This window comes from Parafrankia sp. BMG5.11 (assembly GCF_004337455.1).
This window is the reverse complement of record NZ_SJXI01000016.1, coordinates 37,374-63,129: the sequence shown is the minus strand read 5'-3', so window position 1 is coordinate 63,129 and position 25,756 is coordinate 37,374. Positions and strand designations below refer to the sequence as shown.

Below are 25,756 nucleotides of genomic sequence, written 5' to 3'. Positions count from 1 at the left end.
AGGCGTGCGCCGGACGCGGGGATCCGGCGTGCGCCGGGCAGTGGGCACCGGCCGCCCGGGCCGGTGCCCACTGCGCCCGGCCCACAGGTGCGCGGGCCCGTCCTGCCGGTGGGGCTGTGGGGTCGTGGCAGCAGGGTTGCTCCCCGCGTGGCACAGGGCGCGTCGGGATGGGGTGTCGGCGCTCGGAGGGAGACCGTCTGGTCGAGCGATTCGTCGCGAGTGCGCTGGGATGCGAGTGGCCTGAGGGTGCGGCACGTGGGCGGCTCCGGTCAGTCGAGGTGGCCGTCCTCCTTCGCGCGCTTGTAGAGATCGATCTTGGTGTCGGCGTGGCGGCCGGCTTTGCGGTACTTCACCCGCACCCGCTCGATGTACTGCTTCGCGGTCTCCGGGGAGACGGTCATCTTGCGGGCGACGGTCTTGAGCGGCATACCGGTCGCGTAGAGGCGCAGGGCCTCCAGCTCCTTGAGCGACAGCGTCGGCCGGTCGGGCGCCTCGTCGGTCAGGAGCATGAACGCCAACTGGGGTGAGACCCAGCCGGTCCCCGCCCCGGCCGCGCGGATCGCGGTGGCCAGCTCGCCAACGTCGTCGGTCTTGGTGACGAAGCCACCGGCGCCCGCGCGCATCGCGCCGCGGACGGCCTTAGGGTCGCCGAGCGCGCTGAAGACGATCACCGAGGCGCCGATGCCGGTGAGTTGCCGGATGTTGTCGGGTGCCTCCGAGCCGTCGCCGAGGTCGAGGTCGAGCAGGACGACGTCCGCCTTCCGGCCCGGGCCGGCCAGCAGTTCGGCGATCGACGTCGCCGTGGCAAGAAGGGTGAGGCCGTCGAGCCCTTCGATGACGTCGGCGAGGCCGCGGAGCACGATGGGGTGGTCGTCGACAGCGGCGACCGAGATGAGCCTGCTCACCGCGTGGTCGACTCCCGCTGCGTTGCGCTGTGGGTCACGTCGCTCCCGTTCTGCCCGCCGTCGGGCATACGCGTGACGTGTCCGTTCCCCCACCGGAACGCCACCGGACACCTTGCCTGCAACGCAGCTATTTCAGCAGACCGGCACCTGGCGTTACCAACAGGTTCCCGGACGCATCAGGTCCGACGGGCATTCCGGTCCAGTTCGGTGACCGACCGTGCCGTCCGCGACCGGGCGGTGGCGGGTCTCGGGGCGGGCGTCGCACCGGAGAAGCAGCGCTGGGCCGATCATTGCCGTCTCGCCTACCAGCCGATCTTACGCGTGGCTCGAATTCGACTACGGACCGTGGGTGGCGGGCGTTGTGGTAGCTGTCGGTGGCCGCGAGCGCGGCCCGTCATCATCGTTACCATGTGATCGCTGATGGTGTCCGTCTCGGTGGGTCAGCGGGCGTTGTCGGCTGACGGGTTGCCGGCGGCGGCCCGTCACGGCCCCGGGCGGCCCCACCTGTCGAGGGCCTCGGCGAGCTGCTCGATCTCCGCGGGGCTGCTGTAGACGTGCGTGCTCGCCCGCAGCACCGGTGCGGTCAGCTCGGGTGCCCGGCCGGCCGGGATCGGGCTGGTCAGGATCCGGGCCTCGACGTACAGCGCCCGGCAGACCGCCAGCGGATCGACACCGGCCGGTGGGCGCAGGGTCACGATGCCGGTGGGGGAGTCGGCCTCCTCGCCGAGGCGCCAGCCGGCGACTCCGTCGAGGGCGCGGCGCGCGTGCCGGGCGAGGGCGGTGATCCGGTCGCGCATCGCGCCGAGGTCCTCGGCCAGCAGCTCGGTCAGCGCGGTGGCCAGCCCGACCCGGCTCGCCACCGCCGCCTCGCCGACCGCCATCCGGGACGGGCCCGGCAGCGGTCGCGCGGGCAGCGCGGGATGGGCCCGCAGGTCGTGGGGGTGGGCCGAGTGGAGGCTGGGCGCCCCGGGGCCGAGGCGGTCGACGACGTCCGGGCGCACCGCGGTGAAGCCCGCGCCGCGGGGGCCACACAGCCACTTGCGTGAGGTACCGACGTAGGCGGCCGCCCCGATGCCGGCGAGGTCGACCTGGCCGAGCGACTGGGCCACGTCGAGGATCAGGTCGACGCCCGCGGCGGCGCAGCGGGCCGCCATCTCCGCCGCGGGCTGCGCGACGCCGCGCTGGCTCGGGACGTGCGGGAACGTCACCAGGGCGAGGTCCTCGAGGCGGGCCGGGCCGGGCACGCGGTCGAGGCGGTCGAGGTCGATGCGGCCCAGCGGGTCCACGGGGAGCTCGACCAGCTCCAGGCCGTCGCGGGCCGCGCGGGTCGCCAGCAGCAGCAGGTTCGACCCGTACTCCCCGGGCACGACGCCGACGCGGGAACCGGGGGGCAGTGGCCAGGCGGCCAGGAGCGCGGCGAATCCGGTGCTGGCGGAATGCTGGAAGACCACGTCGTCGGCGATGAGCCCGGGGCCCAGCAGCGTCGCGAGCCGGGCCCGCGCGCCGGCGAGGACCTCCGCGGCCTCCATCTCGGCGATGTAGGCGCCCACCAGGTTCTCCTGGCGGAGGTGGTCGGTCTGGTCGGTGACGGTCGCGATGCTCGGCCGGGCGGCCGCGGCGGCGTCCAGGTGGACGACGCCCGCCCGCGCCCGCGCCGCGCGCCAGCGACGGCCGATCTCGGGTTCCGGAACGACGGCGTGCCCGCGGCTCAGGCGGGCCCGGTCGGCATCGAGGGCGGGGATCGTCCTCCGGCGCGGTTCCATGTGGTCAGCGTCGCAGCTGCCCGGCCGGTCCGGGCCGGATCCGGTCGCCAGGCACCGGACGGGTGAGCCCCGACCGGTCGGCGGACCCGCGAGATGGTGGCAGGCTCTGCGCATGGACGTCGTGCCCGCGCGGGACGCCGCGGTGCTCCAGGGGCGGGTGCTCCCGCCCGGCCCGTCCGGTACGCGTGGCGCGGCGGCGGGGCGGCGCCGGGTCGCGGTCGTCGGTGCCGGCGCGGTGGGCGGGTACTTCGCCGCGCGCGCGGCCGAGGCCGGTGCCGAGGTGCTCCTCTGCGTGCGCGGCGGCGGCTTCGACCGCCTGCGCATCGTCCGGGCCGGCCCCGCGGCCGGCGGAGGCGTCACCGAGCTGCGGCTGCCGGTGGTTCGCGACCCCGCCGATCTCGGCGGGCCGGTGGACTGGATCGTGCTGGCCACGAAGGCCCATCAGACCCCGGCCGCGATGGGATGGCTGCGTGCCGGCCTGGGAGCAGGGACCGGAGTGGTGGTCGCGCAGAACGGGGTCGACCACGCCGAGCGGGTCAGCCCACCCGTCCCGCGTGACGCCGTCCTGCCGGCGGTGGTGTACCTCAATGCCGAGCTGGAGCGGCCGGGTGTGGTCCGGCATCTGGCCTACGGGGTGCTGCAGGTGCCCGACGGCCCGCTGGGCGAGCGCTTCGCCGGGATGCTGCCGCCCGGCGACGTCCGGCTCGTCCCCGACTTCGCCACGGCCGCCTGGTCGAAGCTGCTCAGCAACAGCGCGGCGAACTCGCTGACGGCGCTGACGGCACGCGGTCTCGAGGTGCTCGCCCGCCCGGATGTCGGCGAGCTCGCGCTGGCGGTCATGCGGGAGACCGCCTCGGTGGCCCGGGCCGCCGGCGCACGCATAGCCGCGGACGCCCCGGAGCGCACGCTCGCCCGGCTGGGCCACCAGCCGCCCGGCGCGGGGACGTCCATGCTGCGTGACCGGCTGGCGGGCCGCCCGCTGGAGCACGACGCGCTGCTCGGAGCGGTCGTCCGGACGGGCGGGCGGCTCGGGGTGCCCACGCCGACCTGCGCCGTGCTGCTCCCCGTGCTCGCCGCCCTCAGCGCCAGCCCTGCCGTGGGACCGGGTGGGACGCCCTGACGGTCAGGACGTGCGTTCGGGTACCGCGTCGGCGACGATGTGCTCCGCGATCGCCAGCGACGCGGTCGCACCCGGGGACGGGGCGTTGCGCACGTGGACGACCCGTCCGCGCACGGCGAGGACGAAGTCGTCGACCAGGCTGCCGTCCCGCGCGACCGCCTGGGCCCGCACTCCCGCCGGGCCCCGCACGACGTCCGCGGTGCGCAGCTCGGGGACGTAGCGTCGGGCCTCGGCGACGAACGCGCGCCTGCTGGCGGTGCGCAGTATCTCCTTGGCGCCGGTGCGCCAGTGCGTCTTAGCCATCTTCTGGAAGCCCGGCCAGGACAGGGTCTGCCGCAGGTCACCCCGGTCGACGGTGCCCACCGTGTAGCCCTCGCGGGCGGTGGCGAGCACGGCGTTGGGGCCGACGAGGATCTCCCCGTCCACCCGCTTGGTGAGGTGGATGCCCAGGAACGGGTAGCGCGGGTCGGGCACCGGGTAGATCAGGCCACGGACGAGGTCGCGCCGCTCGGGGCGCAGCAGCCAGTAGTCGCCGCGGAACGGGATGATCCGCGGCGAGCTGTCCTCTCCGGTGAGCGCGGCGACCTCGTCGGAGTGCAGGCCGGCGCAGGAGATCAGCCGGTCGAACGGGCCGACCGACTCCGACACCACCCGGACCGTCCCGCCGTCGACCGCCGCCGTGTGGTGGTTCCCGTTCGGCGCGACCGGCGCGGAGCCGCGCACCCGCAGCCGCAGCCGGACGCCCGCCGGGCCGTCGTCCACGCCGATCACCTCGGCGCCGGTGCGCACCGCGCCGCCCGCGTCCAGGATGTCCGCGCGCAGCGCCCGGGCGACGGCCGGGTAGTCCACGATCGCCGTGGTCGGGGAGTGCAGCGCGGCGACCCCGCGGGCGTGCGGCTCGATCGTGCGCAGCTCGGTGGCGTCGAGCATGCGGGTGTCGGGCACGCCGTTGGCCGTCGCCCGCTGCGCGATGTCGTCGAGCCGGCCCAGCTCGCTGTCGTCGACGGCCACGACGACCTTGCCGCACTCCTCGTAGCGGATGCCGCGGGCCTCGCAGTACTCGCGCAGCAGGCCGACGCCGCGGCGGCACAGCGTCGCCTTCAGCGAGCCCGGCTTGTAGTAGAGGCCCGCGTGAACGACGCCGCTGTTGCGCCCCGTCTGGTGCTGGGCGACGTCATGCTCCTTCTCGAACACGGTGACCGTCGATCCGGGCACGACCTGCCCGAGCCTGCGTGCCACCGCGAGCCCGAGGATCCCGCCGCCGATGACCGCGATCCGCTCCGCCACCCGTGCCGCCTCCACTCGTCCATCCGTCACCGCCCGGCGGCGCCATGAGCCACCGGTCCGGGTGGGTCCCCGTCACGGACGGCGTCGCCACGCCTGGTCCGGGTGGCCGCCCGCGGTACGCGGCGCGGCGTCTACCTGCGCTCCAGTATCCCGGTACACCGTCCGTGACCGGTGCCGGCCCGGCCGGCGGCCGGTGCCGTGGTCAGCCGAAGAAGTGGCCCGGCGGGTGCGCGCGGTCGGTGCGCGAGCGCGGCCGGCCGCGCAGCGCGTCGGTGAGCGTGCGCGCGGTGTTGACCAGCGGGACGTGGCTGAACGCCTGCGGGAAGTTGCCGGTCATCCGGCCCAGCCGGGGGTCGTACTCCTCGGCCAGCAGCCCGACGTCGTTGCGCAGCGCCAGCAGCCGCTCGAACAGCTCCTGCGCCTCGTGCACCCGCCCGGACAGCGCGTAGTTGTCCGCCAGCCAGAAGGTGCAGGCGAGGAAGGCACCCTCCCCGGCCGGCAGGCCGTCGACGGCGCCGTCCTCGGCCGTCGGGTAGCGCATGACGAAGCCGTCCTCCATCAGCTCGCGCTCGATGGCGGCCACGGTGCCGACGACCCGCGGGTCGGTCGCCGGCAGGAAGCCGACGAGTGACATGTAGAGCAGGGCCGCGTCGAGCTCCTTCGAGCCGTAGAACTGGGTGAACGTGTTGCGGTCGGAGTCGAACCCGCGGGCGCACACCTCGTGGTGGATCTCGTCCCGCAGCGCCGACCACCGCTCGACCGGGCCGGGTAGCCCGGACTCCACGATCCCCCGGACGGCCCGGTCGGCGGCCACCCAGGCCATGACCTTCGAGTGGACGAAGTGCCGCCGCGGCCCGCGGACCTCCCAGATGCCCTCGTCGGCCTTGCGCCACCCGGTCTCGAGGAAGTCCATGAGCTTGGTCTGCAGCTGCCAGGAGCCGTCCCGGCCGTCGTCCTCGGAGGAGTGGATCCCCGCGAGGAAACCGTCACGGGCCGAGCCGGGACGCCGGTTCGCCACCGCGACGCGGGCCACGTGCAGGGCGTCGAGGACCTCCCCGTAGACGTCGAGCTGGAACTGGTCGACGGCGGCGTTGCCCACCCGGACGGGGGAGGAGTTCTCGTAGCCCGGCAGCCACGGGACCTCGTACTCGGGCAGCCGCCGCTCACCGGCCACCCCGTACATGATCTGCACCCGGGACGGGTCGCCGGCCACGGCGCGCAGCAGCCACTCCCGCCAGGCCGTCGCCTCGCTGGTGAAGCCGGCGTCGAGCAGCGCCAGCAGGGTGATCGTGGCGTCACGCAGCCAGCAGTAGCGGTAGTCCCAGTTGCGGACGCCGCCGATGTGCTCGGGCAGCGAGGTGGTGACCGCGGCGACGATGCCGCCCGTCGGGGCGTAGGTGAGCGCCTTCAGGGTGATCAGCGACCGGCGGACCGCCGGCTGCCACTGGCCGTCGTAGGTGCAGCCGGCCATCCAGTCCGACCACCACGCCTCGGTCTGCGAGATCATCCGCCGGACATCCTGCGGGGCCGGCGCCGGTTCGTGCGAGGGCCGCCAGGTGAGCGAGAACGGGACGGACTGCCCGGCCGAGACGCTGAACTCCGCGTAGGTGGCCATGTCGTGCCCCTCCATCGGGGCGGTGGTCCACAGCGTCACCGAGTCGGGGCCGGCGATCGCGGCGACCGAGTGCTCGTCGAGCCGGCGCACCCACGGCACGATCGAGCCGTAGTCGAACCGGAAGCGGGTCTCCGACCGGAGCCGGACGGTGCCCTGCAGGCACTCCACCAGCCGCAGGACGACGTGCGCCCCCGCTCGGGGGAACATCGCGTCCACGATCCGGACGGTGCCCGACGCGGTGGTCATGTCGGTCTCGAGCACCAGGGTGTCGCCGCGGTAGCGGCGGCTCACCCCGATCACCGGCTCGACCGGCGCGATCTTCCAGTGGCCGGACTCGTTGTCCCCGAGCAGCGCGGCGAAGCAGGCCGGGGAGTCGAACCGAGGCAGGCACAGCCAGTCGATCGAGCCGTCGCGGGAGACCAGCGCCGCCGAGTGAGTGTCTCCTATCAGCGCGTAATCCTCGATCAGGGATGGCACGTTCTCTCCTAGTTACCAGGGCCGGCTACCGTGCTGTGCCGCACAAGGTCGTTCACCTTACGGACCCGTCCGACGGAATACGTTGAGGGTCCCGGTGTACGCCGCTCCGTGGCGCCCGCCGGACCAGATTTCGTGCCCCGCTGTGACAGGAATCGCCTGATGACGACGTCCGCCCCCCCGCACTGGATCCGCCAGACGATCGGGTACCTGACCGATCCGCGGCGCCGAGCGGCGGTGGTCCTGGGCGGGCTGGCGACGGTCGGGCTGATCGTGTTCGGCGTGTACGCGGTGATCGACGGCCCGCCGCCCAAGGTCGAGGCGGTGGTGTACTTCGACCCCGCCGCGACGGCCGCGGAGAAGGACGCGGTCCGCGCCGCCTGTCCCACCGTCGGGGGAGCGCGCCAGGAGCCGCCCGACACGAACAACCTCGCGACCAGCCGGGCCTACCCGCTGCGCTACGACATCTCGCAGGCCTCCTCGGCTGACAGGGCGGCGATTTACAAGTGCGTGCAGGGCCAGCCGAAGGTGATCGGCATCAGCGAGTTCACGCAGGGCCAGTAGCCCGCTGCCGGCTCGGCTCGGCGGGCGCGGAGTTCACGCCGTGCTCGGGCTTCCCGCCGTGCTGGAACTCCCCGTCCTGCTCGAGCTTCTTGGCGTGCTCGCGCTGCTCGATCAGCTCGGCCGGTGTCGGCAGCCCGGCCTCGCGGGCCTGCCGGGCCTGCCAGAGGCTCACGAACATCGTCGAGAGCACCACCAGCCCGGAGAAGATCAGGCTGCCGCCCGACCACGGCGACGACGCGGGCAGCGTGTCGACGACGATCCAGACGATGCCGGCGGCGATCATCCCGATGCCGAACACGACGGTGAACGCCGTCGACCACGCGTTGGCGGCGGCCTGGTCGGCCAGGTCGGCGGCCTTCTGCCGGGCCTGCTCGAAGCGGTGCCGGGCCCACTCGTACTCCAGGCTCAGGATGAAGAACCCGAGCGCGACCACCAGGAAACCGGGGCCGGGCAGCGCGAGCATCGCCACGCCGAGGCCGAGCACCGCCAGCCCCAGGATCGTGAGGGCGACTCGCCGGGCCAGCCGTGCGCTTCGATTGAGCACGATGCCGTCTTCCCGGCCCGCAACCGGGCCTGCGTCGTGGGCCCGCGGAGCGGGGCCTGTCTCGGAGCCTGTCCGGGCGCCTGCTCCTGCGCGTGGCACGGTGCCGCCGGCGGCCCACGTCCTCCGCACGTGCAACGGCCCGCTGTGTGAACGGCGTTCCCGCTGACTGCCGCGCGAACCCGCCGCCCGTTTTCGGACGGCCCGTCCGGGCGGTGCCGGGGCACGCTGTCGGGGCGCGCCGCCTGGGCACGCCGCCGGACGGCGGGACACCGGGTTCCGACCACATCCACCCGCAGCTTGCGTCCACCTGCAGTTTGCGCCACCTTGTGGCCCCACGGGTGGCACAAAGGCTGTCGACATCACGTCACCGGTCCGGCCGGGGCGGACCGGGGCGGACCGGGGCGGGGCGGGCCGTGCCGTGCCGGTTCTGCGGGTATGCCGGGTGCCCGGATCGGACGGACCGGGGCCGATCGGTCCCCGGCGGGTTACTGTGACGATCGGAAGCGGGACCGGCGGCGGGCCCGGCGGGCGGCGGGGGCGCGTCAGCGCCCGACCGGGTGTCCCGGGCCCGGTCGGCGTCCTCCCGGAACGACGCGTCAGTGCTGACGGAGGCTCAGGAAGAAGTGGACGTCGAGGAGACCCCGCTGCCCGGGATCGGGCTGCGGCACGACTTCAGTACCCGCTCGGGCCGCCGGCTCGGCGTGGTGAGCCGCCACGACGGACGTCGTGACCTGGTCATCTACGATGCGGAGGATCCGGACGCATCCCGCGAGTCGATAACACTCACCCCGGAGGAGGGGGACGTGCTCTCCGAGCTGCTCGGCGCTCCGCACATCGTGGAGAAGCTCGCCGACCTCTCGCGCGCGTTCGCCGGGCTGGTCGGCGAGCAACTCGAGATAACCGCGGGTTCCCCGTACGCGGACCGCACGCTCGGTGACACCCAGGCCCGCACCCGCACGGGCGCGTCCATCGTCGCCGTCGTCCGCGACCACGAGGTCCTCGCCTCGCCGCGGCCGGACTTCCAGTTCCACCCCGGGGACATCGTGGTCGTCGTCGGCACCCCGGAGAACACCGCGGCCGTCGCCCAGCTCCTGCGCACGGGCTGACGGAGAACGGGCGACCGACGACACGTGCACGACACGGCGACGACCTTCCTCGAGCTGGGTGCCGTCCTGTTCGTCCTGGGGGTGCTAGGCCACTTTGCGTTGCGGGTCGGTATCTCACCGATCCCGCTGTACCTCATCGGTGGTCTCGCCTTCGGGCACGGCGGTGTCCTGCCACTGGGCGCCAGCGAGGACTTCATCGAGATCGGCGCCGAGATCGGTGTCATCCTCCTGCTGCTGACACTCGGCCTGGAGTACACCGCCGAGGAGCTCCTGCACGGCCTGCGAAGACAGGCCCCAGCCGGGGTGCTCGACCTGACGCTCAACGCCGCCCCCGGCGTGGCGGCCGCGTTCCTGCTCGGCTGGGGGCCGCTGGCGGCGGTGGTCATGGGCGGCGTCACCGCGATCTCCTCGTCCGGGATCATCGCCAAGGTCCTGGGGGATCTGGGCCGCATCGGTAACCGGGAGACCCCGGTCGTGCTGTCGGTGCTCGTGCTCGAGGACCTCGCGATGGCCGTCTACCTGCCGGTGGTCACCGCGTTGCTGGCCCATCACACCGTCGCCCGGGGCTCGCTGACAGTCGGGGTGGCGCTGGGTGCGCTCGTCGCCGTCCTGTACGTCGCGCTGCGGCACAGCGACAAGGTCACCCTGCTCGTCTTCAGCCCGACCGCGGACCGCAACGACGAGGTCCTGCTGCTGCGGTCGCTGGGGCTGACCCTGCTCGTCGCCGGCGTCGCCCAGCGCATGCAGGTCTCCGCCGCGGTCGGCGCGTTCCTGGTCGGCATCGCGCTGTCCGGGCCGGTCGCGGAGAGCGCGCACGAGGTGCTGACGCCGCTGCGCGACCTGTTCGCCGCCGTGTTCTTCGTGTTCTTCGGCCTGCAGACCGATCCGGTCGAGATCCCGCCCGTGTTGCTCGCCGCGTCCCTGCTCGCGCTCGCCGGCGTGGCGACGAAGATCGTGACCGGATGGTGGGCCGCGCGGCGCGCGGGCATCGCGACGATGGGCCGCTACCGCGCCGGCGCCGCGCTGGTCGCCCGCGGCGAGTTCTCGATCGTCATCGCCGGGCTGGCGGTCGCCGCCGGAGTGAACCCGCAGCTCGGGCCGCTGGCCGCGTGCTACGTCCTGCTGATGGCGGTACTCGGCCCGCTGGCGGCGCGGTTCGTCGAACCGGTCGTGCGAACGATCCGCCGCTGGTCACAGGCCCGCAGGCCACCGGATCCCGCCACCGCGCGCGGCGCGTGACCGCCTTGCCGCGGGCCGTGTGACCCGCGGCTGGGCGCCGGCGCGCGAATCTCGGCCGGGCTGGCGGGATTCACCCGACGATGTTTGGCAGGATGACGCTCCATGAGTGGACTTCTCGAAGGCAAGCGCGTTCTCGTCACCGGCGTCCTGACCGAGGCGTCCATCGCGTTCAGTGTTGCTCGCATCGCCCAGGAGCAGGGTGCCTCCGTGGTGCTCACCGGGTTTGGCCGCGGCCTGTCCCTCACCCGCCGGATCGCGCGCCGCCTACCCACCGAGCCGCCGGTCGTCGAGCTCGACGTGACTGACGAGGAGCATCTCGCCGAGCTCTCCGCGAAGGTCCTCGAGCACGTCGACGGCCTCGACGGGGTGATGCACGCGATCGGGTTCGCGCCGGAATCGGTGCTGGGCGGCAAGCCGTTCGTCGAGGCGGCCTGGTCGGAGGTCGGTACCGCGCTTCAGGTCTCCACCTGGTCGCTCGCGTCCCTGACCCGCGCGACCATGCCGCTGTTCGGCGAGCGCGCCAGCATCGTCGGCCTGGACTTCGACGCCTCGGTCGCCTGGCCGTCCTACGACTGGATGGGGGTCGCCAAGGCCGGGCTCGCCTCCGCCGCCCGCTACCTGGCCCGGGACCTCGGCCCCAGCGGAGTGCGGGTGAACCTGGTCGCCGCCGGCCCGCTGCGCACGATGGCGGCCAAGAGCATCCCCGGGTTCAGCAAGTTCGAGGAGGTCTGGGGCACCCGGGCACCGCTCGGCTGGGACATCGCGGACACCACGCCCGCGGCGCGCGCCTGCGTCGCCCTCCTCTCGGACTGGTTCCCCGCGACGACGGGCGAGATCGTGCATGTCGACGGCGGCTTCCACGCGGTCGGCGCCTGACCTCCGGGACGGCGCCCCACGCAGCCCTGGCCGGCCCCTGAAACCACAGCCCGGCCGCGGGGCCGTGAAACCGCGGCCCGGCGGTGGGGCATCGGAATTCCATCAGTTCAGTTATCTCTTCACTGCCTCGCCTCCTCGCCCTTTTGTGGCGGTCTCGCCGTTTCCGGAGCGGATTCGGGGTCTGGGGCTCCGGAAAGGACGAGGAGCCGAGGAAAGGGCGAGGAGGGGCGAGGGTCAGCGGGCGGCGTGGCGGGTGGCGGCGGAGGCGGTGCCCAGCCAGGTGTGCGGGTTGCCCTCCCAGCACCAGCCCAGCTTCGGTGCCCGGCCCGAGATCCACATCGCCGGCACGCGGCGGTCGCCCCGGCGTGATCCGGACAGCATGAAACAGTTGTTCTTCTCCAGCGCCTCGGGGAAGTGGGTGACCACCGCGATCCCCTCGTGGATCGTCAGCGGCGAGCGCCCGCGCTCGAGGATCGGTGGCAGCGCGTCCGCGGGCCGGATGCCGCGGAACTCCTCCCCGCGCTCGACGTCGGTGAGCAGGTACACACCCGCGTGGGGCACGTTCAGCTCCGGCAGCGGCCGGTAGGGCGCGAGGCCCTCCTCTCCGTGGTTGCGGTCGACGGTCCCGGTGTCGGCGCGCCCGGCGAGCGTGAGCAGCGGCACGATCTCCTCCGCCCGGACGAGCTCCCCCGACACAACCAGGACGAAGGGCATCCACGACCGGGTCGCGGGCCGGAACGGGCCGGGCACGGCGGCGTGGGCGACCGTCCGCAGCGGCTCGCAGAGCGCCTCGAAGTCGGCCGGAGACATCCCCGCCAGCTCGGGGTACCCCAACCGCACCAGGCCGGCTACCTGCCTGTTGAACGCCTGGTCGAGTGGATCGGGCCAGCCACCGGTTCCTTCCGTGATCGGGTCGACCTCGTCGGTTCGCACGGCGGTGCTCAACGTCGCGGTGCGGCTCGGCATGCGGCATCCCCTCGGCTTTCGGTGGGTTGGGTGGCGTCGTACGACCCCGTTTCCCGGCACCGGTCCCGGTGCCGGATCTCGGACGTCCCACCCTCAACGCCGAGCGTTCCCAACGGGTTCCGAGCGCTGTCGGGACGGGCTGGCCGGGTCGAGCCAGTCGATCCGGGTGTCTCACCCGACGGCTGACGCGTCCCGGCCCGGCAGGCGGCGGCTCAGTACGCGGCGGCCTCGTCGATCAGGTCGAGCGCGGCTCCGACGATGGTCGCGGTGTCCACCGGGGCACCCGCGCCGCCGGCGGCGGGACCACCGGGGGAGCGGGGATCGGCCGGCGCGCTCGGGACCTGCGCGGTCTGGCCCGGGGCGGTCGGGATCGGGGCGGCCGAGCCGAGTGTCGTGACGTGCTCGCCGTGCACACCGGCGAGGAAACCCAGCGTCCGCGCGTCGCCGTCGACCACGGTCAGCAGCGGGCCGCGGCGGTTGGGTGGGAAGAGCTCACCGAGGACGGCGTCGTCGCCGTCGGCGAGTCCGCGCCGGGCCTGTAGCGCGTCGAAGAGCAGGTCCGGGGACGTCACGCAGACCACGCCGATCTCCCGGCGCAGCCCGGAGCTCAGCTCGTCGGCGGCCCGCAGCACCTCCGGCATGACGGCGCCCATCCCGACCAGGGTGAGCGGCGCGGACGGCTCGCCCGGGCGCAGCCGGTACCCGCCGGCCAGCACCGCCGCGCGACGCCGCCACCAGCCGGCGGCGTCGCCGGGCAGCCCGGCGAGCCGCTGGTCGACGGGCCGCGCGCTCAGCCGGATCAGGCTGGACGCGCCGTCGACGCGCCCGAGCCGGCGCAGCGCCTCGAGCAGGCACCAGACCAGGTCCTGCGCGAAGGCCGGCTCCCAGCAGGCGATACCCGGGACGCCGATCGCGCCGTGGCGCCACCCGCCCGGGCGCACCGGGTCGACACCGGTGTCCGCGACGGTCAGCAGGGAGCGTCCGTCGGCCGCCCCGCCGGCGGCCCATCCGGGCAGTACCCGGGTGACCGACATCTCGTCGCTCACCCCGATGGGCAGCAGCGGAAGACCCAGCCGGCTCCACGCCACGCCGAGCGAGGCCAGCACCCCACCGAACGCGCCGGCGGACAGGCCGCCGGCCACATGCCGCCCGCCGCCGGAACGAGCCCCCTCCGGCCCCGGCCCCGCAGGGCCTGGTTGTCCCGCCGGCCCTGCGGGGCCCGCCGACCCTGGGAGCCCCGCCGGTTCGGGTGAGCGGGCGGGGCCAGCCGGTTCGGCGGGGCGGGCACCCGCCGGGCGGCCGAGGACGGGGGCGCCCCGGACGGGTTCCGCACCGCCGCGGGCCGCACCGCCGCGGGCGGCCTCGATCCACCCGGTGAGCACCCGGTCGGCGTCGCGGGTCGAGATCGTCACGACGGCCGCCGCGGCCTCCGGGGCGAGCGAGGGCAGGTCCCGCAGGGTGGCACCGAAGGCCTCCTGCGTCGACCACCAGCCGGTCGGCAGGCGGCCGGCGTCGACCGGCACCGCAGGTGCCGCGCCGAGCGACTGCGGGGCGCGGTCGAGGTAGGCCGCCACGTGCCGGGCGAGCCGGCCCGCCGGCAGTGCCACGGGCAGTGCCGCGGACGGCCGCCCCGGCGCCCCGGCCCCAGGCCTCGGCCCCGCCGGCACCAGCGCGGCCGAGGGTGCCCCAGGTAGCAATGCCCCGGGTAGCGGTGCCGTGGTGGGCGGTGGTGCGGTGGGCGGTGGTGCCGGGGCGGTGGGCGGCGCGGCCGGGCGGGCGGGCGCGGGCAGTGGGCCGGTGTAGGCGAACAGGACGGTCGGTCGCCCGGCCTCGACCTCGTCGAACGCGTCGATGATCAGCGCGAGGTCGTGGCCGCCCAGATCGCGCAGCGCATCGTGGATCTGCTCGTCGCTCAGTCCGTCGAGCAGCCGGTCGACACCGGCCCCGGAGGCTCCCGGACCGGCGAGCCGGCGCCGCAGCTCGGTCCCGTCCAGTTGGAGCAGAGCGAGGTACTCGGCGGGCGACATCGCGTCCAGCCGGGCCCGCAGCGCCGCGCCGCCGGGGGCCCGGAACAGGGCGGCGAGCCGGCGGCCGTAGCGCAGGGTCAGCACCTGCCAGCCGGCGGCCTCGAACATCCGCGCCGCCCGGGCCGGCCCGCCGACGCCACCGGGCGGCCCGCCCGGGCCGGGGCCGGCTGGCGTCCCCGGCGCCCCGGAGTCGGTCGGCGCGCCGCCGGTCACCAGGACCACCCAGAACAGCTCGCCCAGGTGGGAGACCCGCTCGTCGGTCACGGCCTCCCAGACCGCGGAGTCGCGCAGCTCCGCGAAATCGATCAGGCAGATCTGGCGGCCGCTCGGGGCACGGTCGAAGCGCTCACCCGCGAAGCGGCTGGCCAGCGCCGACCAGATGGTCCCGTTCGGCCCGACGTTGCCGGCCCCGGTCGCGCGCGGCGGCCGCCGGGTGGACGGCCCCGCCGCCGCGGCGCCGTCCACCCGGTCGAGGGACGGCAAGCGGTCGGGTGGCCGCGGACCGGCGGCGACCGGAAGGCCGGCGGCGACCGGAAACGCGGCGGCGAGCGGAGGGCCGCCGGGCATCGGCGGCTCGTCACCGTCGAGCGCGGACCGCAGGACCTGGTGGACGGCTCCCAGCAGCGGCCCCGCGTGCGGGGTGGCGGAGACCCGGTCGGCGACCCGCAGCGTGTCGAACCACAGCGCCGCGGCGATCGTGGACGCGGCCTCGCACATGGCCCGGTCGGCGGCCGCCCCTCGTGGGCCGCGGGCGCCGGTCGAGACGGCGTGGTCGATGCCTGCCGCCGCGAGCTCGCGCAGCCGGGCTTCCACGGCGGCCAGCGCCGCGAGGTCGAGCACGCCGCCGGGCGGCCCGGGAACGATCTCGCCGAGTCGCGCCGCCTCCTCCGAACCGCCACCGGCGTCTTCCCCGGCGGCACCCGTCGCGCCGCCAGGCCCGCCCATGGCATCGGGCCCGCTCCGGTTACCGTGCCCGGCCGAGTCACCGAGGCTCGTAGCGGCACCGGCCGCGTCGCCGGGACCTGACCCGCCGGGGCGTACCTCGCCGGGGCCGGTGTCGGCGCGGCCGGCGTCGCCGCGGTTGTCACGGCCGTCACGGCCCGACGCGGCGTCGTCGGCGGGCGACTCGGCCGGCATCGCGGGATCGATCGTCAGGTCGTCCCGGCGGCCGTGGCCGTGCGTGTACTCGCCGGCTCGGATGTCCGTCCTGCGCAACCCCCGCCTCCGTCCCATCGCCTCGACGACCTACCTGGAGTCCAGACGTGCGGCCGGGTCGGAATGTTGCGCCAGTTCCTCGACTCGCCGCGTGATGACGTCGTCCGGAGCGTCCACCTCGATGAACTTGACCCTGCCGATCGAGCGGATCAGGGCCACGTCGGACCGGCGGACACCCAGTGCCTGCGCGAGGGCGCGCAGCGCCGCCTCGTTCGCCCGGCCCTCGACCGCCGGTTCCCGTACGCGCACGACCAGCAGCCGGCCGTGGGTCGGGTCGGACGTCGCCGGCCCCACGGCCGTCCGGTCGGCGGCGGGACGCACCCGGATCGCTACGCGCACCCGCCCATCGTCCCCGACGGGCCGGCGGCACGGGGCGGGGAGTGTCCCGGGTGGCATGGGCTCGCGCGACCCGGCGGGCCGCTACGATCCCGGCCATGGTCGAGAACGAAGGTCGAGTCGCACTGGTGACCGGTGGCAACCGTGGGATCGGCGCCGCGTGCGCGGCGGCGCTCGCGGCCTCGGGTGACCGGGTGGCCGTGGCCAGCCGCGGTGGCGAGGCACCCGACGGGATGCTCGGGGTGCGGATGGACGTCACCAGCGCGGACAGCGTCGACAAGGCGTTCAGCGAGGTCGAGGCCGCGCTCGGCCCGGTCGAGATCGTCGTGTCCAACGCCGGCATCGTGCGCGACACGCTGATGCTCATGATGTCGGAGGACTCCTTCCGCGACGTCGTCGACACCAACCTGCTCGGGGCCTACCGGGTGGCGAAGCGCGCGTCGCGCTCGATGATCCGGCGCCGCAACGGTCGGTTGATCTTCATCTCGTCGGTGGTGGGACTCTCCGGCGGTCCGGGGCAGTCGAACTACGCCGCCTCCAAGGCGGGCCTGGTGGGTTTCGCCCGGTCGCTGGCACGCGAGCTCGGCGGCCGTGGGATCACCTCGAACGTGATCGCCCCGGGTCCGATCCGCACGGACATGACGGACGCGCTCACCGACACCCAGCGCGAGTTCCTCGTCGCCGCCACCCCCGCCGGACGGATGGGCGACCCCGCGGAGGTCGCCGCGGCGGTGGTCTTCCTCGCGTCGCAGGGCGCCGCGTATGTGAACGGCGCGGTCATCCCGGTCGACGGTGGCGCCGGCATGGGCCACTGACGGCCCACACCGGCAACCGGCGCGCGTCGGCGGCGCGGCCAGCGGAATGACGCGCCCGGCGCGTGGCGTTGCAGCCCTGAGATGACAGCAGCCGTGAGATGACAGTGACGGACGGTGCCGCCCGCCCGTCGCCGGCCACGGCCCGTGGCGACGCCCCCGGCGGGGAGCGTGCCGCCCGCCCGGGCGGCCCACGGGTCGACGCGGCGGGTGCTGATGGGCCACGGTGGGAGTGGACGGATCGCCGGGCGGGCGGGCGGCCGTCCCCCAGCGCGGCGCGCCGGAGCGCCGCGAGGGCCGGGTGCGCGAGGGCCGGTGGAGGTGGCGCCGTGAGCATGATCAGGGTCGAGTCGCGGGGAGGCCGCGGCTACGCGGTCGAGGTCGCCGAGGAGACCGCGCCCGGGGCGCACGGGCTGGCGTTCTCCTACGCCGTCCGGGTGGACGACGAGGTCGTCGACGCGCTGGGGCTGGATCCGGACGACGACGCGGCGCTGACCGCCCTCGTCCGGGAGTCCTTCGCGTTCCTGCTGGCCCGCGAGCCTGCGGGCGACATCCTGCGCTCGTTCGACCTGTCGACGATCTCGCGGTACTTCCCGACGTACCTCGACGAGATCCGGGGCCGGGTGCCGCGCTGACGGCGCGGACCCGGCTGGCGGACGGGCGCGACGTACGACGTACGACGGGGGCGACGTACACGGAAAGGGGACATGACGGTGCCGACGGACGCCGCCGGCCACGGCCGCGGGATCGACGTGGACGCGCTGCTGCTCGTCTCCTTCGGCGGTCCGGAGGGGCCGGAGGACGTCCTGCCGTTCCTGCGCAACGTGACCCGCGGCCGCGGCGTGCCCGAGGCGCGGCTGGCCGAGGTCGCGGCGCACTACGACCGCTTCGGTGGGCGCAGCCCGATCAACGACCAGAACCGGGCGCTGCTCGCCTCGCTGCGGGAGCGGCTGGCCCCGATGCCCGTGTACTGGGGCAACCGGAACTGGCAGCCGTACCTCGCCGACGCCGTGGCGCGCATGCGGGCCGACGGCGTGCGCCGGGCGGCCTGCTTCGTGACGTCCGCGTTCGCGTCCTACTCGGGGTGCCGGCAGTACCGGGAGGATCTGGCGGCGGCCCTGGAGCAGGTCGGCCCGGGCGCCCCCGACCTGGTGAAGCTGCGGCTGTTCTTCGACCACCCGGGATTCGTCGAGCCGATGGTCGACCACTGCGTGCGGGCGCTCGCGACGCTGCCGGTGGCGGTGCGCGACGAGGCCCGGCTGGTGTTCACCGCCCACGCGCTGCCCCGCTCGCAGGCGGCCGCGAGCGGGCCGGACGGCGGAGCCTACGAGCGCCAGCTCCGCGCGGCCGCCGGTGTGATCGCGCAGCGCGTCGCCGCGTGCGTCGGTACCCGGCACGAGTGGCAGGTCGCCTACTGCAGCCGCAGCGGCCCACCGAGCGTGCCCTGGCTCGAACCGGACGTCAACGACGCCCTGGCGGCGCTCGCGGACGGCGGCGCGCGCGCCGCGGTGATCGTGCCGGTCGGTTTCGTCAGCGACCACATGGAGGTCGTCTACGATCTCGACGTCGAGGCGGTGCGCACCGCCTCGGAACGCGGCCTGGCGGTCGCCCGGGCGGGTACCGTCGGCACGGATCCCCGCTTCGTCGCGATGGTGGCCGATCTGGTCGCCGAGCGCCGTTCCCCCGAGTGGGAGCGGCCCGCGCTGAGCGGCGAGGGGCCGTCGCACGACGTCTGCCCGCTGCACTGCTGTGACCCGGGCGCTCGGCGCCCGGCGGCCGCCGGTGTCCCGGCGGATCTGTGCGCGCACGGCCCGGCACGTTCCGGCGTGACGGCGTCACAGCCGGGCAGGCCGGCGAACGCGGAGCGCTCCCGGCATGGTGAACCGCGCAACGAAGCGACGATACTGGTGGATGAGCGGGCAGGTACGTCGCGGTCCGACTCTCACCCCGCAGGCGAATAAGACGGAGCGATCCGAGACATGCAGCGATTTGTGTTCGACCCGCCGGAGCGGTTCGTGGTCGGGACCGTCGGGCAGCCCGGTGACCGCGTGTTCTTCCTCCAGGCGGCGGCTCGTGGGCAACTCGTCACGGTGGGTCTGGAGAAGACCGAGGTGACGGCGCTCGCCGAAGGGCTGACGGCCCTGCTCGGCCAGGTGGGTCAGACCCAGGGGATCGCGCTGCCGGCCGCCTCCGACGTCGAGGTCGACCTCGCCCCCCTCGACGCCCCGTTCGAGGAGGACTTCCACCTCGGCCAGCTGACGGTGTCGTGGGACGGGCACCGGGTGTTCGTCGAGGCCGCCGGACTCGCCTCGAGCGAGCCGCGGATCACCGACACCGAGAGCGACGTCGACTCGCTGCGCGTCGGCCTCTCGATCGAGCAGACCAAGGCCTTCATCGAACGGGCCCGCAGCATCGTGGCCGCCGGCCGCCCGCCGTGCGTGCTCTGCGGCCGCCCCGACGGCCCGTCCGGCCACTTCTGCCCGCGCCTGAACTGAGCCCGCGCAGGGGCAAGGCCGCCGGGCCCCGTCGGGTACCGGCGATCCCCACCGCCGATGGCCACCTCGGTCTTCGCCCATCACGGCCCGCTCGCCCTTTAGCTTCCTGCTCGCCCTTTCGGGCCGGAATCCGCCGCCATCGACCCCCGAAACGGCGAGGAAGAAACCAAGCGGATCAGTGGCTGGCGTAGGCCGGGTCGAAGGCGTCGTAGGCCGCCTCGTAGGCCCGCCGGACGGCGCCGGACAGGCCCCGCAGGGCCGCGGAGCGGCGGCTGACCTCGGTCGCGGTGACCGCGGCGCCGTCGTCGCGGGCGGCGAGCTCCAGCAGTTCGGCGAGCCGCTCGGCGCGGGCGAGCAGGGCGTGCGCGTTCGGCGGGTAGCCCGGCCCCAGCCCGGGGCCGGGCTCGGGCTCGCCGCGGTCGCGCAGCAGGGCCAGCACCTCCGGCCGGGCGCTGGCGATGTCGAGGTCCACCAGCGCCGCCGTGGTCTGCCTGATCGCGACCGACAGCTCGTGGTCGGCGGCGCGCAGCCCGGCGGGTGGCGGTGGAACCCGGCCGGCCCGCAGCACCCGCCAGTGCACGGACTCCAGGCCGCCCTCGACGGCCGGGCCGTGCACGATCACGGACGGCACGAGGACGAGCGGGGGCGTGGGCCCGATCACCACCAGCGCCTCGCCGGCGGTGAGCGCGTCCCTGTTCACGTCGGGCGGACCCGGCAGGCCGCTCACGTCACCGGGCACCGGGAGCACCAGGCGCATCCGTTCGGCTCCGGCGCGGCGCAGCGCCCCGAGGCCGAGGACCAGAGGTTCGTCACCGACGGTGTGCGGCGCACTGCCGCCCAGCGCCTCGTGAACCTGGGTGATGACGTCGTCGAGGCCGACGAGTCCGGCCAGCCAGGCGTTGCCCCAGCCGGCGAGGACGCCGGAGCGCGGGGAAGCGGGCAGGTCGGCAAGCACATGCCTACCGTAGGGAATTCACCGGCCAAACGCGGTACCGAGTCGCCGGAAACCGTGGTTTCGCGGACGCAAATCACGCCGCGGGGCGTGCGCGCGGCCCAGCAGCCAGGGAATCCCGATCGTGGCGACCCAGCGCAGGTGGTCCGCGGTTCCCGGCGGCGGGGGCACGTGCCGGGGGTCCGGCAGCTCGCCGACAGCCATCCCGGTCTCCCGCAGCTTCTCGGCGAAGGCCCCTGCGATAAGGCGATGTCCGTGCGGTCCCGGGTGCACCAGGTCGACGTCGAAGGTGGAGCGCCGGCGGACGGCCGGGTGCCGGCCGAGGTCCACGACGAGCACCCCGTCGTCGCGCGCGGCGGCGGCGTCGACCGCCGCGTTGAGATGTCCGACCCGCTCGGCGAGCAGCCGCTCGATCGGGCCGGGCAGCGGCAGCAGACCACCCGGATCGGGCAGCCGCGCGGTCAGCACGACAATGCCGTCGGTGCGCAGCCGGCCGATGCTCCACACCATGTCCTGGCGCAGCCGCAGCGGGTCGAAGGTCGGCTTGAAGACGTCGTTCATGCCGGCGACCACGCAGGCCAGCGCGGGCCGCAGCGCCAGGGCCACGGGGAGCTGGCGGACGCGGACGTCCCGGGCGGTCGCGCCCGTGCGGGCCAGGTTCTCGTAGTGGACGAGCCCGGGCGGGGCCAGCGCCGCCGCGAGCAGCGCCGCGAAGCCGCGGCCGGCCAGCGCCCCCGGCCCGCGGTCGCGGCCCATGCTGACTCCGTCGCCCAGGCCGGCGGTGAGGCTGTCGCCGAGCGCGACGAAGCCGAGGGCGCCGTCCGGGCGGACCAGGCGGAGCGGGCGCGTCGGCACGGTGCGCGGGTCGTCGTTCACGGCGGTGTCGTCCACGGCGGCGTCGTGGCGTCAGGCCGCGAGGGGGCCCGAGACCGGACCGGCCGCGGGAGTCGCGTCCACCGCGGGGGACGCGGCGGGCAGGTCGTGGCAGCGCAGGAACCCGTCGATGGTGGCGCTCCACGGGAACCGCTCGGCGCGGGCCCGGGCGGCGTCCCGTCGGCGGTCGGGGTCGATCGACAGCAGGTCGAGAGCGGCGTCGGCGAACGTGAACCCGGTTCCCGCGGCGCTCGTCCCGGCGGCCCCGTCGCCGGCGGGGTCGGCGACGAGCTCCGCGAGCGCGCTCGCGTGGTGGACGACCGGCGCCGTCCCGCTGGCCATCGCCTCCAGTGCGGCCAGGCCGAACGTCTCGATCGGGCCCGGGGCGAAGGCCAGATCGGCGGTCGCGAGCAGGCCGGCGAGGCGCCGCGGGTCGGCGACGAACCCGAGGAAGGCCACCGGCAGGCCCGCGGCGAGGCGTTCCAGGCGGGCGCGGCTGGCTCCGTCACCGGCGATGACGAGGCGTACCGGCACCCGGCGGCGCACCAGCTCGGCCACCGCGGCGAGCGCGATGTCGACCCGCTTCTCCGGGGAGAGCCGGGTCGCCGCGACGATCAGGATCTCCCGGTCCCGGGCGAACGCGCGGCGCAGCGTGCGGTCGTGGTTGGCCGGTTGGAAGCGGTCCAGCTCGACGCCGAGCGGGACCTGGCTCAGGTTCGGCGCGCCGATCCGGACGAACTCGGTGGCCGCCCACCCCGTCGTCGCGACCACGGTGTCGAAGCCCGCGGCGAGCGCCCGGTTCGACCGGTCGGCCGCGGCCCGGACCGGCAGCACCCCGCGCAGCGGAGCGGGCGTCCACAGGCCCAGCAGGCGGTCGAGCCGCTCGTGGCTGACCACGAGCGAGCGGACGCCCTGCCGGCGGGCCCACCGGCCGAGCGGGCGCAGCGTCGCGCGGTCGTGGATCTCGATCCGGTCGGCGCGCTCCCGCTCCATCACCGCGGCCACCCGCCACGGCTCGGCCAGCACCCGGTAGCCGGTGCCGGGCAGCAGCGGCGCGCGCAGGGTGATGATCCGCGCGTGTGCGGTGCGCTCCTCTCCGTCCGCGGCGCCCGGGACGATCTGCACCACCTCGTGGCCGGCCCCCGCGTACCCCGCGGCGAGGTGCCGCAGCGTCGTCCGGATGCCGCCCGACGCCGGCGCGACGAAACTCGCCGCCTGCACGATCCTCATCCTGGCCACCCGTCGGTCGTCGCGGTCGTCGCAGTCGCGGTCGTCGCGGTCGTCACGGCGAGCGCCGGCACCGCGGTCATCGGTGTCATCGCCGTCCACGCGGGGCGCGCGGCCTCCGCCGGTCCGGCGATCCGCGTGCCGCCGGGCCCGCGGCGGGCCCGGGTGAGCCGGGTGGGCAGGCGGTGGCGCCGCCCGGCCGCGGGCTGCGCGGTGCCCAGCACGTCCCGGTAGTGCCCGAGCAGCTCGTCGCCGATGGCGTACCAGTCGCAGCCGGCCACCGAGGCGCGCGCCGCGCTCGCCAGCCGGGCCCGCAGCTCGCCGTCCTCGACCAGCCGGGTGACCTCGCGGCGCAGTGCGTGCGGGTCGCCGGGCGTGTAGTGCAGGCCGGTCCGCTCGTGCTCGATGACGTCGAGCAGCCCCCCGGCCGCCGGCCCCACGACCGCGACCCCGCTGGCCTTCGCCTCCTGCGCCGCCTGGCAGAACGTCTCATGCGTGCCGGTGTGGACGAAGACGTCCAGGCTGGCGACGGCGGCCGACAGGTCGGCGCCGGTGCGGAAGCCCAGGAACGCCGCCCCGGGCAGCGCCCTCGTCAGCGCCGGCCGGCAGGGCCCGTCGCCGACGACGACGAGTCGCGCCCCCGGCAGGTCGGCGATGCCGGCGAGCAGCTCGACGCGCTTCTCCCGGGCGAGCCGTCCCACATACCCGACGAGGACCTCGCCGCGCGGCGCCAGGGCGGCCCGCAGCCGCTCGTCGCGGTGATCGGGGTGGAAGCGCTCGAGGTCGACGCCCCGGCTCCAGCGGGCGACCCGCTGCACGCCCTCGGCGAGCAGGGTGTCCACCGCGTCCCAGGACGGCGCCAGCGTGCGGGCGGCGAGGCGGTGCACGCTGGCCAGCCAGCGCCAGATCGTCCGCTCGGCCGCGGAGAGCCCGTAGCGGGTCGCGAACGCCGCGATGTCGGTCTGGTAGACGGCGATGCTCGGTACGCCCAGCCGGCGCGCGGCGTAGGCGGCCTGGGCGCCCAGGCCGGCCGGGGCGGCAAGGTGGACGATGTCCGGGCGGAACTCGCGCAGCGCCGCGGCCAGCCCCGGCCACGGGGTCGCGAAGCGGAACTCGGGGTAGCCGGGCATCGGCGCTGACGGGCTCCACAGCACCGGGGCCCCGGCGTAGCTGCGCGGGGCGGTCCGGCGGGCGGCCGGAGCCGGCGCCGGGGCGACGACGAGCGCCTCGTGACCGGTGTCGCGCAGATGCTCCAGCACCCGGCACACCGAGTTCGTCACGCCGTCGACCTGGGGTAGAAACGACTCACTGACCACGGCGACTCGCACACGAGCACGGTGGCAGCGACCAGCGCCCAGGCGAGGACCATCATCCGTCCACCGCGTAAACATTCGGACACAGATTGGTGGGGTGGGAACTCTTCCAGGTGTCGGATCTCGCGACGGGGATCGTTGTTCCGTCCGCGCCCGCGTGGGCAGGATGTCGCCAGGAGGGGACGACCGTCCCGCTCCGGATCCTCGGCGATGGGCGTTGAGCGGGCCATGGACGTCGTGAGCGGGCAGTGGGCACTGTGAGCGGGCGATCGGTGTGAGGTGGCGGCGGGCCGAGCCCGTGCTGATCACCTCGGCGGAGGAGGCCCGGCCGGCGGAGATCCGGCGCCGGGAGCAGCGCTACATCCTGACGATGCTGGTCCGGGTGGTCTGCTTCGTGCTGGCCGTCGTCGTGTTCACCGGGTGGCTGCGGCTCGTCGCCGTGGGCCTCGCCATCATCCTTCCGTGGATCGCGGTCGTCATCGCCAACGGCGGCCCGGCGCGCTCGGACCGCCGGCAGGCCGGCTTCGCCCCGAAGACCACCGCGGGCGACGAGCCCCGCGCCCTCGCCGCGGGCGGCCACCGGATCGTCGACGCCGATGTGCTGGACGGTGACCTCGTCGACGGCGGCTTCCAGGACGGCAAGGCCGCCGACGCCGAGGTCGTGGACGCCGAGGTCGTGGACGCCGAGGTTGTCGACGCCGAGGTTGTCGACGGCGAGGTCGTGGACGGCGAGGTTGTCAACGGCCGGATCGTCGACGGTGAGGCCCGGCCGGGCCGCTAGCCTGGCCGGTGTGCTTCCGCTCGCGGGTGTGACCGTCGTCAGCCTGGAGCATGCCGTGGCGCTGCCGTTCGCGACCCGGCACCTGGCCGAGCTGGGCGCCCGGGTGATCAAGGTGGAGCGCCCGGGGCAGGGGGACTTCGCGCGCGACTACGACCGCGCGGTGCGCGGCGGGATGTCGGCCCACTTCTCCTGGCTGAACCGTTCCAAGGAGTCGCTGACCCTCGACCTGAAGGTGCCCCGCGCCCGGGCCGTGCTCGATCGTCTCATCGAGCGCGCCGACGTCGTCGCGCAGAATCTCGGGCCGGGAGCCGCGGCGCGGCTGGGCCTCGACGCGGCCACGCTCGTCGCCCGCCGTCCCGAGCTCGTCGCGGTGGACCTGTCCGGCTACGGCCCGAGTGGCCCCTACCGCGGGCGGAAGGCCTACGACATGCTTGTCCAGGCCGAGGCGGGCCTGATCGCCGTCACCGGCACCCCGGACCATCCCGCCAAGGCCGGGTTCGCCGCCGGTGACGTCGCCGCGGGCAGCTACGTGATCCAGGGTGTGCTCTCCGCGCTGCTGCGCCGGGAGCGGTCGGGCGCCGGCGCCGTGCTGGAGATCGCCATGCTCGACGCCCTCACCGAATGGATGGGCTACCCGGTGCAGACCGTCGAGCACACCGGGGTCGAGCTGGCCCGGTCCGGGATCGGCCACCAGTCGATCGCGCCGTACGAGGCCTTCCGGACGGCGGACGGCGACGACGTGCTCATCGGCGTCCAGAACGACGGAGAGTGGGCGCGGCTCGCCCGGGGCCCGCTGAGCCGCCCCGAACTGGCGGACGACCCCGACTTCGCGACGAACCAGGCCCGGGTGCGGAACCGGGAGCGCACCGACGCCGTGGTCGCCGCTGTCGTCGCCACCCTGGGCACGGCCGAGCTGGAGGCGGGCCTTGCCGCGGCCGGGGTGGCGTACGCCCGGGTGAGCACCGTCGCCGGCGTGCTCGCCCACCCCCAGCTCGCCGCCCGCGGGCGCTGGGTCGAGGTCGGCTCGCCGGTCGGCCCGGTGCGCCAGACCCGGCCGGTGGTCGAGTTCCCCGGGGAGGACGCCCGTCTTGGCCCGGTGCCCGCGCTCGGCGAGCACACCGACCGCATCCTCGGCGAACTCGGCCTCGACCCGACCGAGATCGCCGACCTGCGCGCCGTCGGCGCGATCTGACGCCGGACCCCGGAGCGCGATCTGACGCCGGACCCCGGAGACAGACCCGGGGTGGACGAGAAGCGTGCCCCGCC

General features: G+C 75.1%; 23 protein-coding genes. 11 read left to right on the top strand and 12 right to left on the bottom strand.

The genetic code is table 11. From position 1 onward, the window contains the following. Positions 1–269 precede the first annotated feature (269 nt). Entirely contained in the window at positions 270–905 is a 636-nt protein-coding gene (locus E0504_RS12920) for a response regulator transcription factor (protein ID WP_071062556.1), read from the bottom strand. Between the two features lie 482 nt (positions 906–1,387). Next, positions 1,388–2,668, bottom strand: coding sequence for an aminotransferase class V-fold PLP-dependent enzyme (locus E0504_RS12915; RefSeq protein ID WP_112104870.1), 1,281 nt, complete (start codon positions 2,666–2,668; stop codon positions 1,388–1,390). A gap of 112 nt (positions 2,669–2,780) precedes the next feature. Here E0504_RS12915 and E0504_RS12910 point away from each other — a divergent pair, with 112 nt between their 5' ends. Then, positions 2,781–3,788 carry a 2-dehydropantoate 2-reductase gene (locus tag E0504_RS12910; RefSeq protein WP_112104869.1) on the top strand — a complete coding sequence of 336 codons (1,008 nt, stop codon included), beginning with the start codon at positions 2,781–2,783 and terminating at the stop codon, positions 3,786–3,788. 3 nt (positions 3,789–3,791) lie between these two features. On the opposite strand, the gene E0504_RS12905 is transcribed toward E0504_RS12910, so the two are convergent. Together E0504_RS12905 and E0504_RS12900 are read right to left on the bottom strand one after the other, a co-directional pair. Continuing rightward, positions 3,792–5,075, bottom strand: a complete 1,284-nt coding sequence (locus E0504_RS12905) for an L-2-hydroxyglutarate oxidase (protein WP_112104875.1) — start codon at positions 5,073–5,075, stop codon at positions 3,792–3,794. A gap of 202 nt (positions 5,076–5,277) precedes the next feature. Beyond that, the gene (locus E0504_RS12900) at positions 5,278–7,167 is read right to left on the bottom strand and encodes a glycoside hydrolase family 15 protein (protein ID WP_112104868.1); all 1,890 of its coding nucleotides are present in this window, start codon (positions 7,165–7,167) and stop codon (positions 5,278–5,280) included. A 159-nt stretch (positions 7,168–7,326) separates the two neighbouring features. Between E0504_RS12900 and E0504_RS12895 the strand changes: the two genes are divergently transcribed. Continuing rightward, the gene (locus tag E0504_RS12895; protein WP_071062549.1) at positions 7,327–7,728 is read left to right on the top strand and encodes a hypothetical protein; all 402 of its coding nucleotides are present in this window, start codon (positions 7,327–7,329) and stop codon (positions 7,726–7,728) included. Here E0504_RS12895 and E0504_RS12890 read toward each other — a convergent pair. Beyond that, positions 7,712–8,272: a PGPGW domain-containing protein gene (locus E0504_RS12890; RefSeq protein WP_131624602.1), complete on the bottom strand. Its 561-nt coding sequence runs from the start codon at positions 8,270–8,272 to the stop codon at positions 7,712–7,714. The genes E0504_RS12895 and E0504_RS12890 overlap by 17 nt on opposite strands. Positions 8,273–8,895: 623 nt before the next feature. Here E0504_RS12890 and E0504_RS12885 point away from each other — a divergent pair. From E0504_RS12885 to fabI, 3 genes are all read left to right on the top strand, one after another. Next, positions 8,896–9,378 carry a cation:proton antiporter regulatory subunit gene (locus E0504_RS12885; protein WP_200835494.1) on the top strand — a complete coding sequence of 161 codons (483 nt, stop codon included), beginning with the start codon at positions 8,896–8,898 and terminating at the stop codon, positions 9,376–9,378. Positions 9,379–9,402: 24 nt separating this feature from the next. Beyond that, positions 9,403–10,617 carry a cation:proton antiporter gene (locus tag E0504_RS12880; RefSeq protein ID WP_112109028.1) on the top strand — a complete coding sequence of 405 codons (1,215 nt, stop codon included), beginning with the start codon at positions 9,403–9,405 and terminating at the stop codon, positions 10,615–10,617. A gap of 102 nt (positions 10,618–10,719) precedes the next feature. Further along, on the top strand, positions 10,720–11,493 hold the full coding sequence (gene fabI, locus E0504_RS12875; protein WP_020459827.1) for an enoyl-ACP reductase FabI: 774 nt from the start codon (positions 10,720–10,722) through the stop codon (positions 11,491–11,493). Positions 11,494–11,727: 234 nt separating this feature from the next. On the opposite strand, the gene E0504_RS12870 is transcribed toward fabI, so the two are convergent. The 3 genes from E0504_RS12870 to E0504_RS12860 all read right to left on the bottom strand — a co-directional run bounded on the left by E0504_RS12870 (position 11,728) and on the right by E0504_RS12860 (position 16,040). Then, positions 11,728–12,459, bottom strand: coding sequence for a DUF5701 family protein (locus tag E0504_RS12870; protein ID WP_083390925.1), 732 nt, complete (start codon positions 12,457–12,459; stop codon positions 11,728–11,730). 212 nt (positions 12,460–12,671) lie between these two features. Then, positions 12,672–15,701 carry a pyruvate dehydrogenase gene (locus E0504_RS12865; RefSeq protein ID WP_373693897.1) on the bottom strand — a complete coding sequence of 1,010 codons (3,030 nt, stop codon included), beginning with the start codon at positions 15,699–15,701 and terminating at the stop codon, positions 12,672–12,674. A 30-nt stretch (positions 15,702–15,731) separates the two neighbouring features. After that, the gene (locus E0504_RS12860) at positions 15,732–16,040 is read right to left on the bottom strand and encodes a DUF167 domain-containing protein (protein ID WP_071062536.1); all 309 of its coding nucleotides are present in this window, start codon (positions 16,038–16,040) and stop codon (positions 15,732–15,734) included. 95 nt (positions 16,041–16,135) lie between these two features. Between E0504_RS12860 and fabG the strand changes: the two genes are divergently transcribed. The 4 genes from fabG (at position 16,136) to E0504_RS12840 (ending at position 19,344) form a co-directional block, all read left to right on the top strand. After that, on the top strand, positions 16,136–16,852 hold the full coding sequence (gene fabG, locus E0504_RS12855) for a 3-oxoacyl-ACP reductase FabG (protein ID WP_071062534.1): 717 nt from the start codon (positions 16,136–16,138) through the stop codon (positions 16,850–16,852). A 326-nt stretch (positions 16,853–17,178) separates the two neighbouring features. Continuing rightward, a complete protein-coding gene (locus tag E0504_RS12850; protein WP_165938502.1) occupies positions 17,179–17,484 on the top strand; it encodes a hypothetical protein in 306 nt (101 codons plus the stop codon). Positions 17,485–17,556: 72 nt separating this feature from the next. After that, a complete protein-coding gene (locus E0504_RS12845) occupies positions 17,557–18,810 on the top strand; it encodes a ferrochelatase (protein ID WP_131624599.1) in 1,254 nt (417 codons plus the stop codon). An 18-nt stretch (positions 18,811–18,828) separates the two neighbouring features. Beyond that, positions 18,829–19,344 carry a DUF3090 family protein gene (locus E0504_RS12840; RefSeq protein ID WP_112104572.1) on the top strand — a complete coding sequence of 172 codons (516 nt, stop codon included), beginning with the start codon at positions 18,829–18,831 and terminating at the stop codon, positions 19,342–19,344. Between the two features lie 175 nt (positions 19,345–19,519). On the opposite strand, the gene E0504_RS12835 is transcribed toward E0504_RS12840, so the two are convergent. From E0504_RS12835 to E0504_RS12820, 4 genes are read right to left on the bottom strand one after another with little or no spacing between them, the layout of a single operon-like run. Continuing rightward, entirely contained in the window at positions 19,520–20,299 is a 780-nt protein-coding gene (locus tag E0504_RS12835) for a hypothetical protein (RefSeq protein ID WP_198541270.1), read from the bottom strand. Between the two features lie 18 nt (positions 20,300–20,317). Then, positions 20,318–21,172: an SGNH/GDSL hydrolase family protein gene (locus tag E0504_RS12830; RefSeq protein ID WP_112104578.1), complete on the bottom strand. Its 855-nt coding sequence runs from the start codon at positions 21,170–21,172 to the stop codon at positions 20,318–20,320. A 30-nt stretch (positions 21,173–21,202) separates the two neighbouring features. Further along, entirely contained in the window at positions 21,203–22,399 is a 1,197-nt protein-coding gene (locus E0504_RS12825; RefSeq protein WP_112104579.1) for a glycosyltransferase, read from the bottom strand. Continuing rightward, entirely contained in the window at positions 22,396–23,712 is a 1,317-nt protein-coding gene (locus tag E0504_RS12820; protein WP_112104573.1) for a glycosyltransferase family 1 protein, read from the bottom strand. Before E0504_RS12820 ends, E0504_RS12825 begins: the two co-directional genes overlap by 4 nt. Before the next feature lie 271 nt (positions 23,713–23,983). Here E0504_RS12820 and E0504_RS12815 point away from each other — a divergent pair, with 271 nt between their 5' ends. Then, entirely contained in the window at positions 23,984–24,490 is a 507-nt protein-coding gene (locus tag E0504_RS12815; RefSeq protein ID WP_112104574.1) for a DUF3099 domain-containing protein, read from the top strand. A 10-nt stretch (positions 24,491–24,500) separates the two neighbouring features. Beyond that, positions 24,501–25,682 carry a CaiB/BaiF CoA-transferase family protein gene (locus E0504_RS12810; RefSeq protein ID WP_112104580.1) on the top strand — a complete coding sequence of 394 codons (1,182 nt, stop codon included), beginning with the start codon at positions 24,501–24,503 and terminating at the stop codon, positions 25,680–25,682. Positions 25,683–25,756: the final 74 nt, after the last annotated feature.

Coding starts and splice junctions, on each gene's coding strand:
- E0504_RS12915 (WP_112104870.1), bottom strand. CDS start 2,668: ATGGAACCGCGCCGGAGGACGATCCCCGCCCTCGATGCCGACCGGGCC.
- E0504_RS12910 (WP_112104869.1), top strand. CDS start 2,781: ATGGACGTCGTGCCCGCGCGGGACGCCGCGGTGCTCCAGGGGCGGGTG.
- E0504_RS12895 (WP_071062549.1), top strand. CDS start 7,327: ATGACGACGTCCGCCCCCCCGCACTGGATCCGCCAGACGATCGGGTAC.
- fabI (WP_020459827.1), top strand. CDS start 10,720: ATGAGTGGACTTCTCGAAGGCAAGCGCGTTCTCGTCACCGGCGTCCTG.
- E0504_RS12870 (WP_083390925.1), bottom strand. CDS start 12,459: ATGCCGAGCCGCACCGCGACGTTGAGCACCGCCGTGCGAACCGACGAG.
- fabG (WP_071062534.1), top strand. CDS start 16,136: ATGGTCGAGAACGAAGGTCGAGTCGCACTGGTGACCGGTGGCAACCGT.
- E0504_RS12845 (WP_131624599.1), top strand. CDS start 17,557: ATGACGGTGCCGACGGACGCCGCCGGCCACGGCCGCGGGATCGACGTG.
- E0504_RS12840 (WP_112104572.1), top strand. CDS start 18,829: ATGCAGCGATTTGTGTTCGACCCGCCGGAGCGGTTCGTGGTCGGGACC.
- E0504_RS12825 (WP_112104579.1), bottom strand. CDS start 22,399: ATGAGGATCGTGCAGGCGGCGAGTTTCGTCGCGCCGGCGTCGGGCGGC.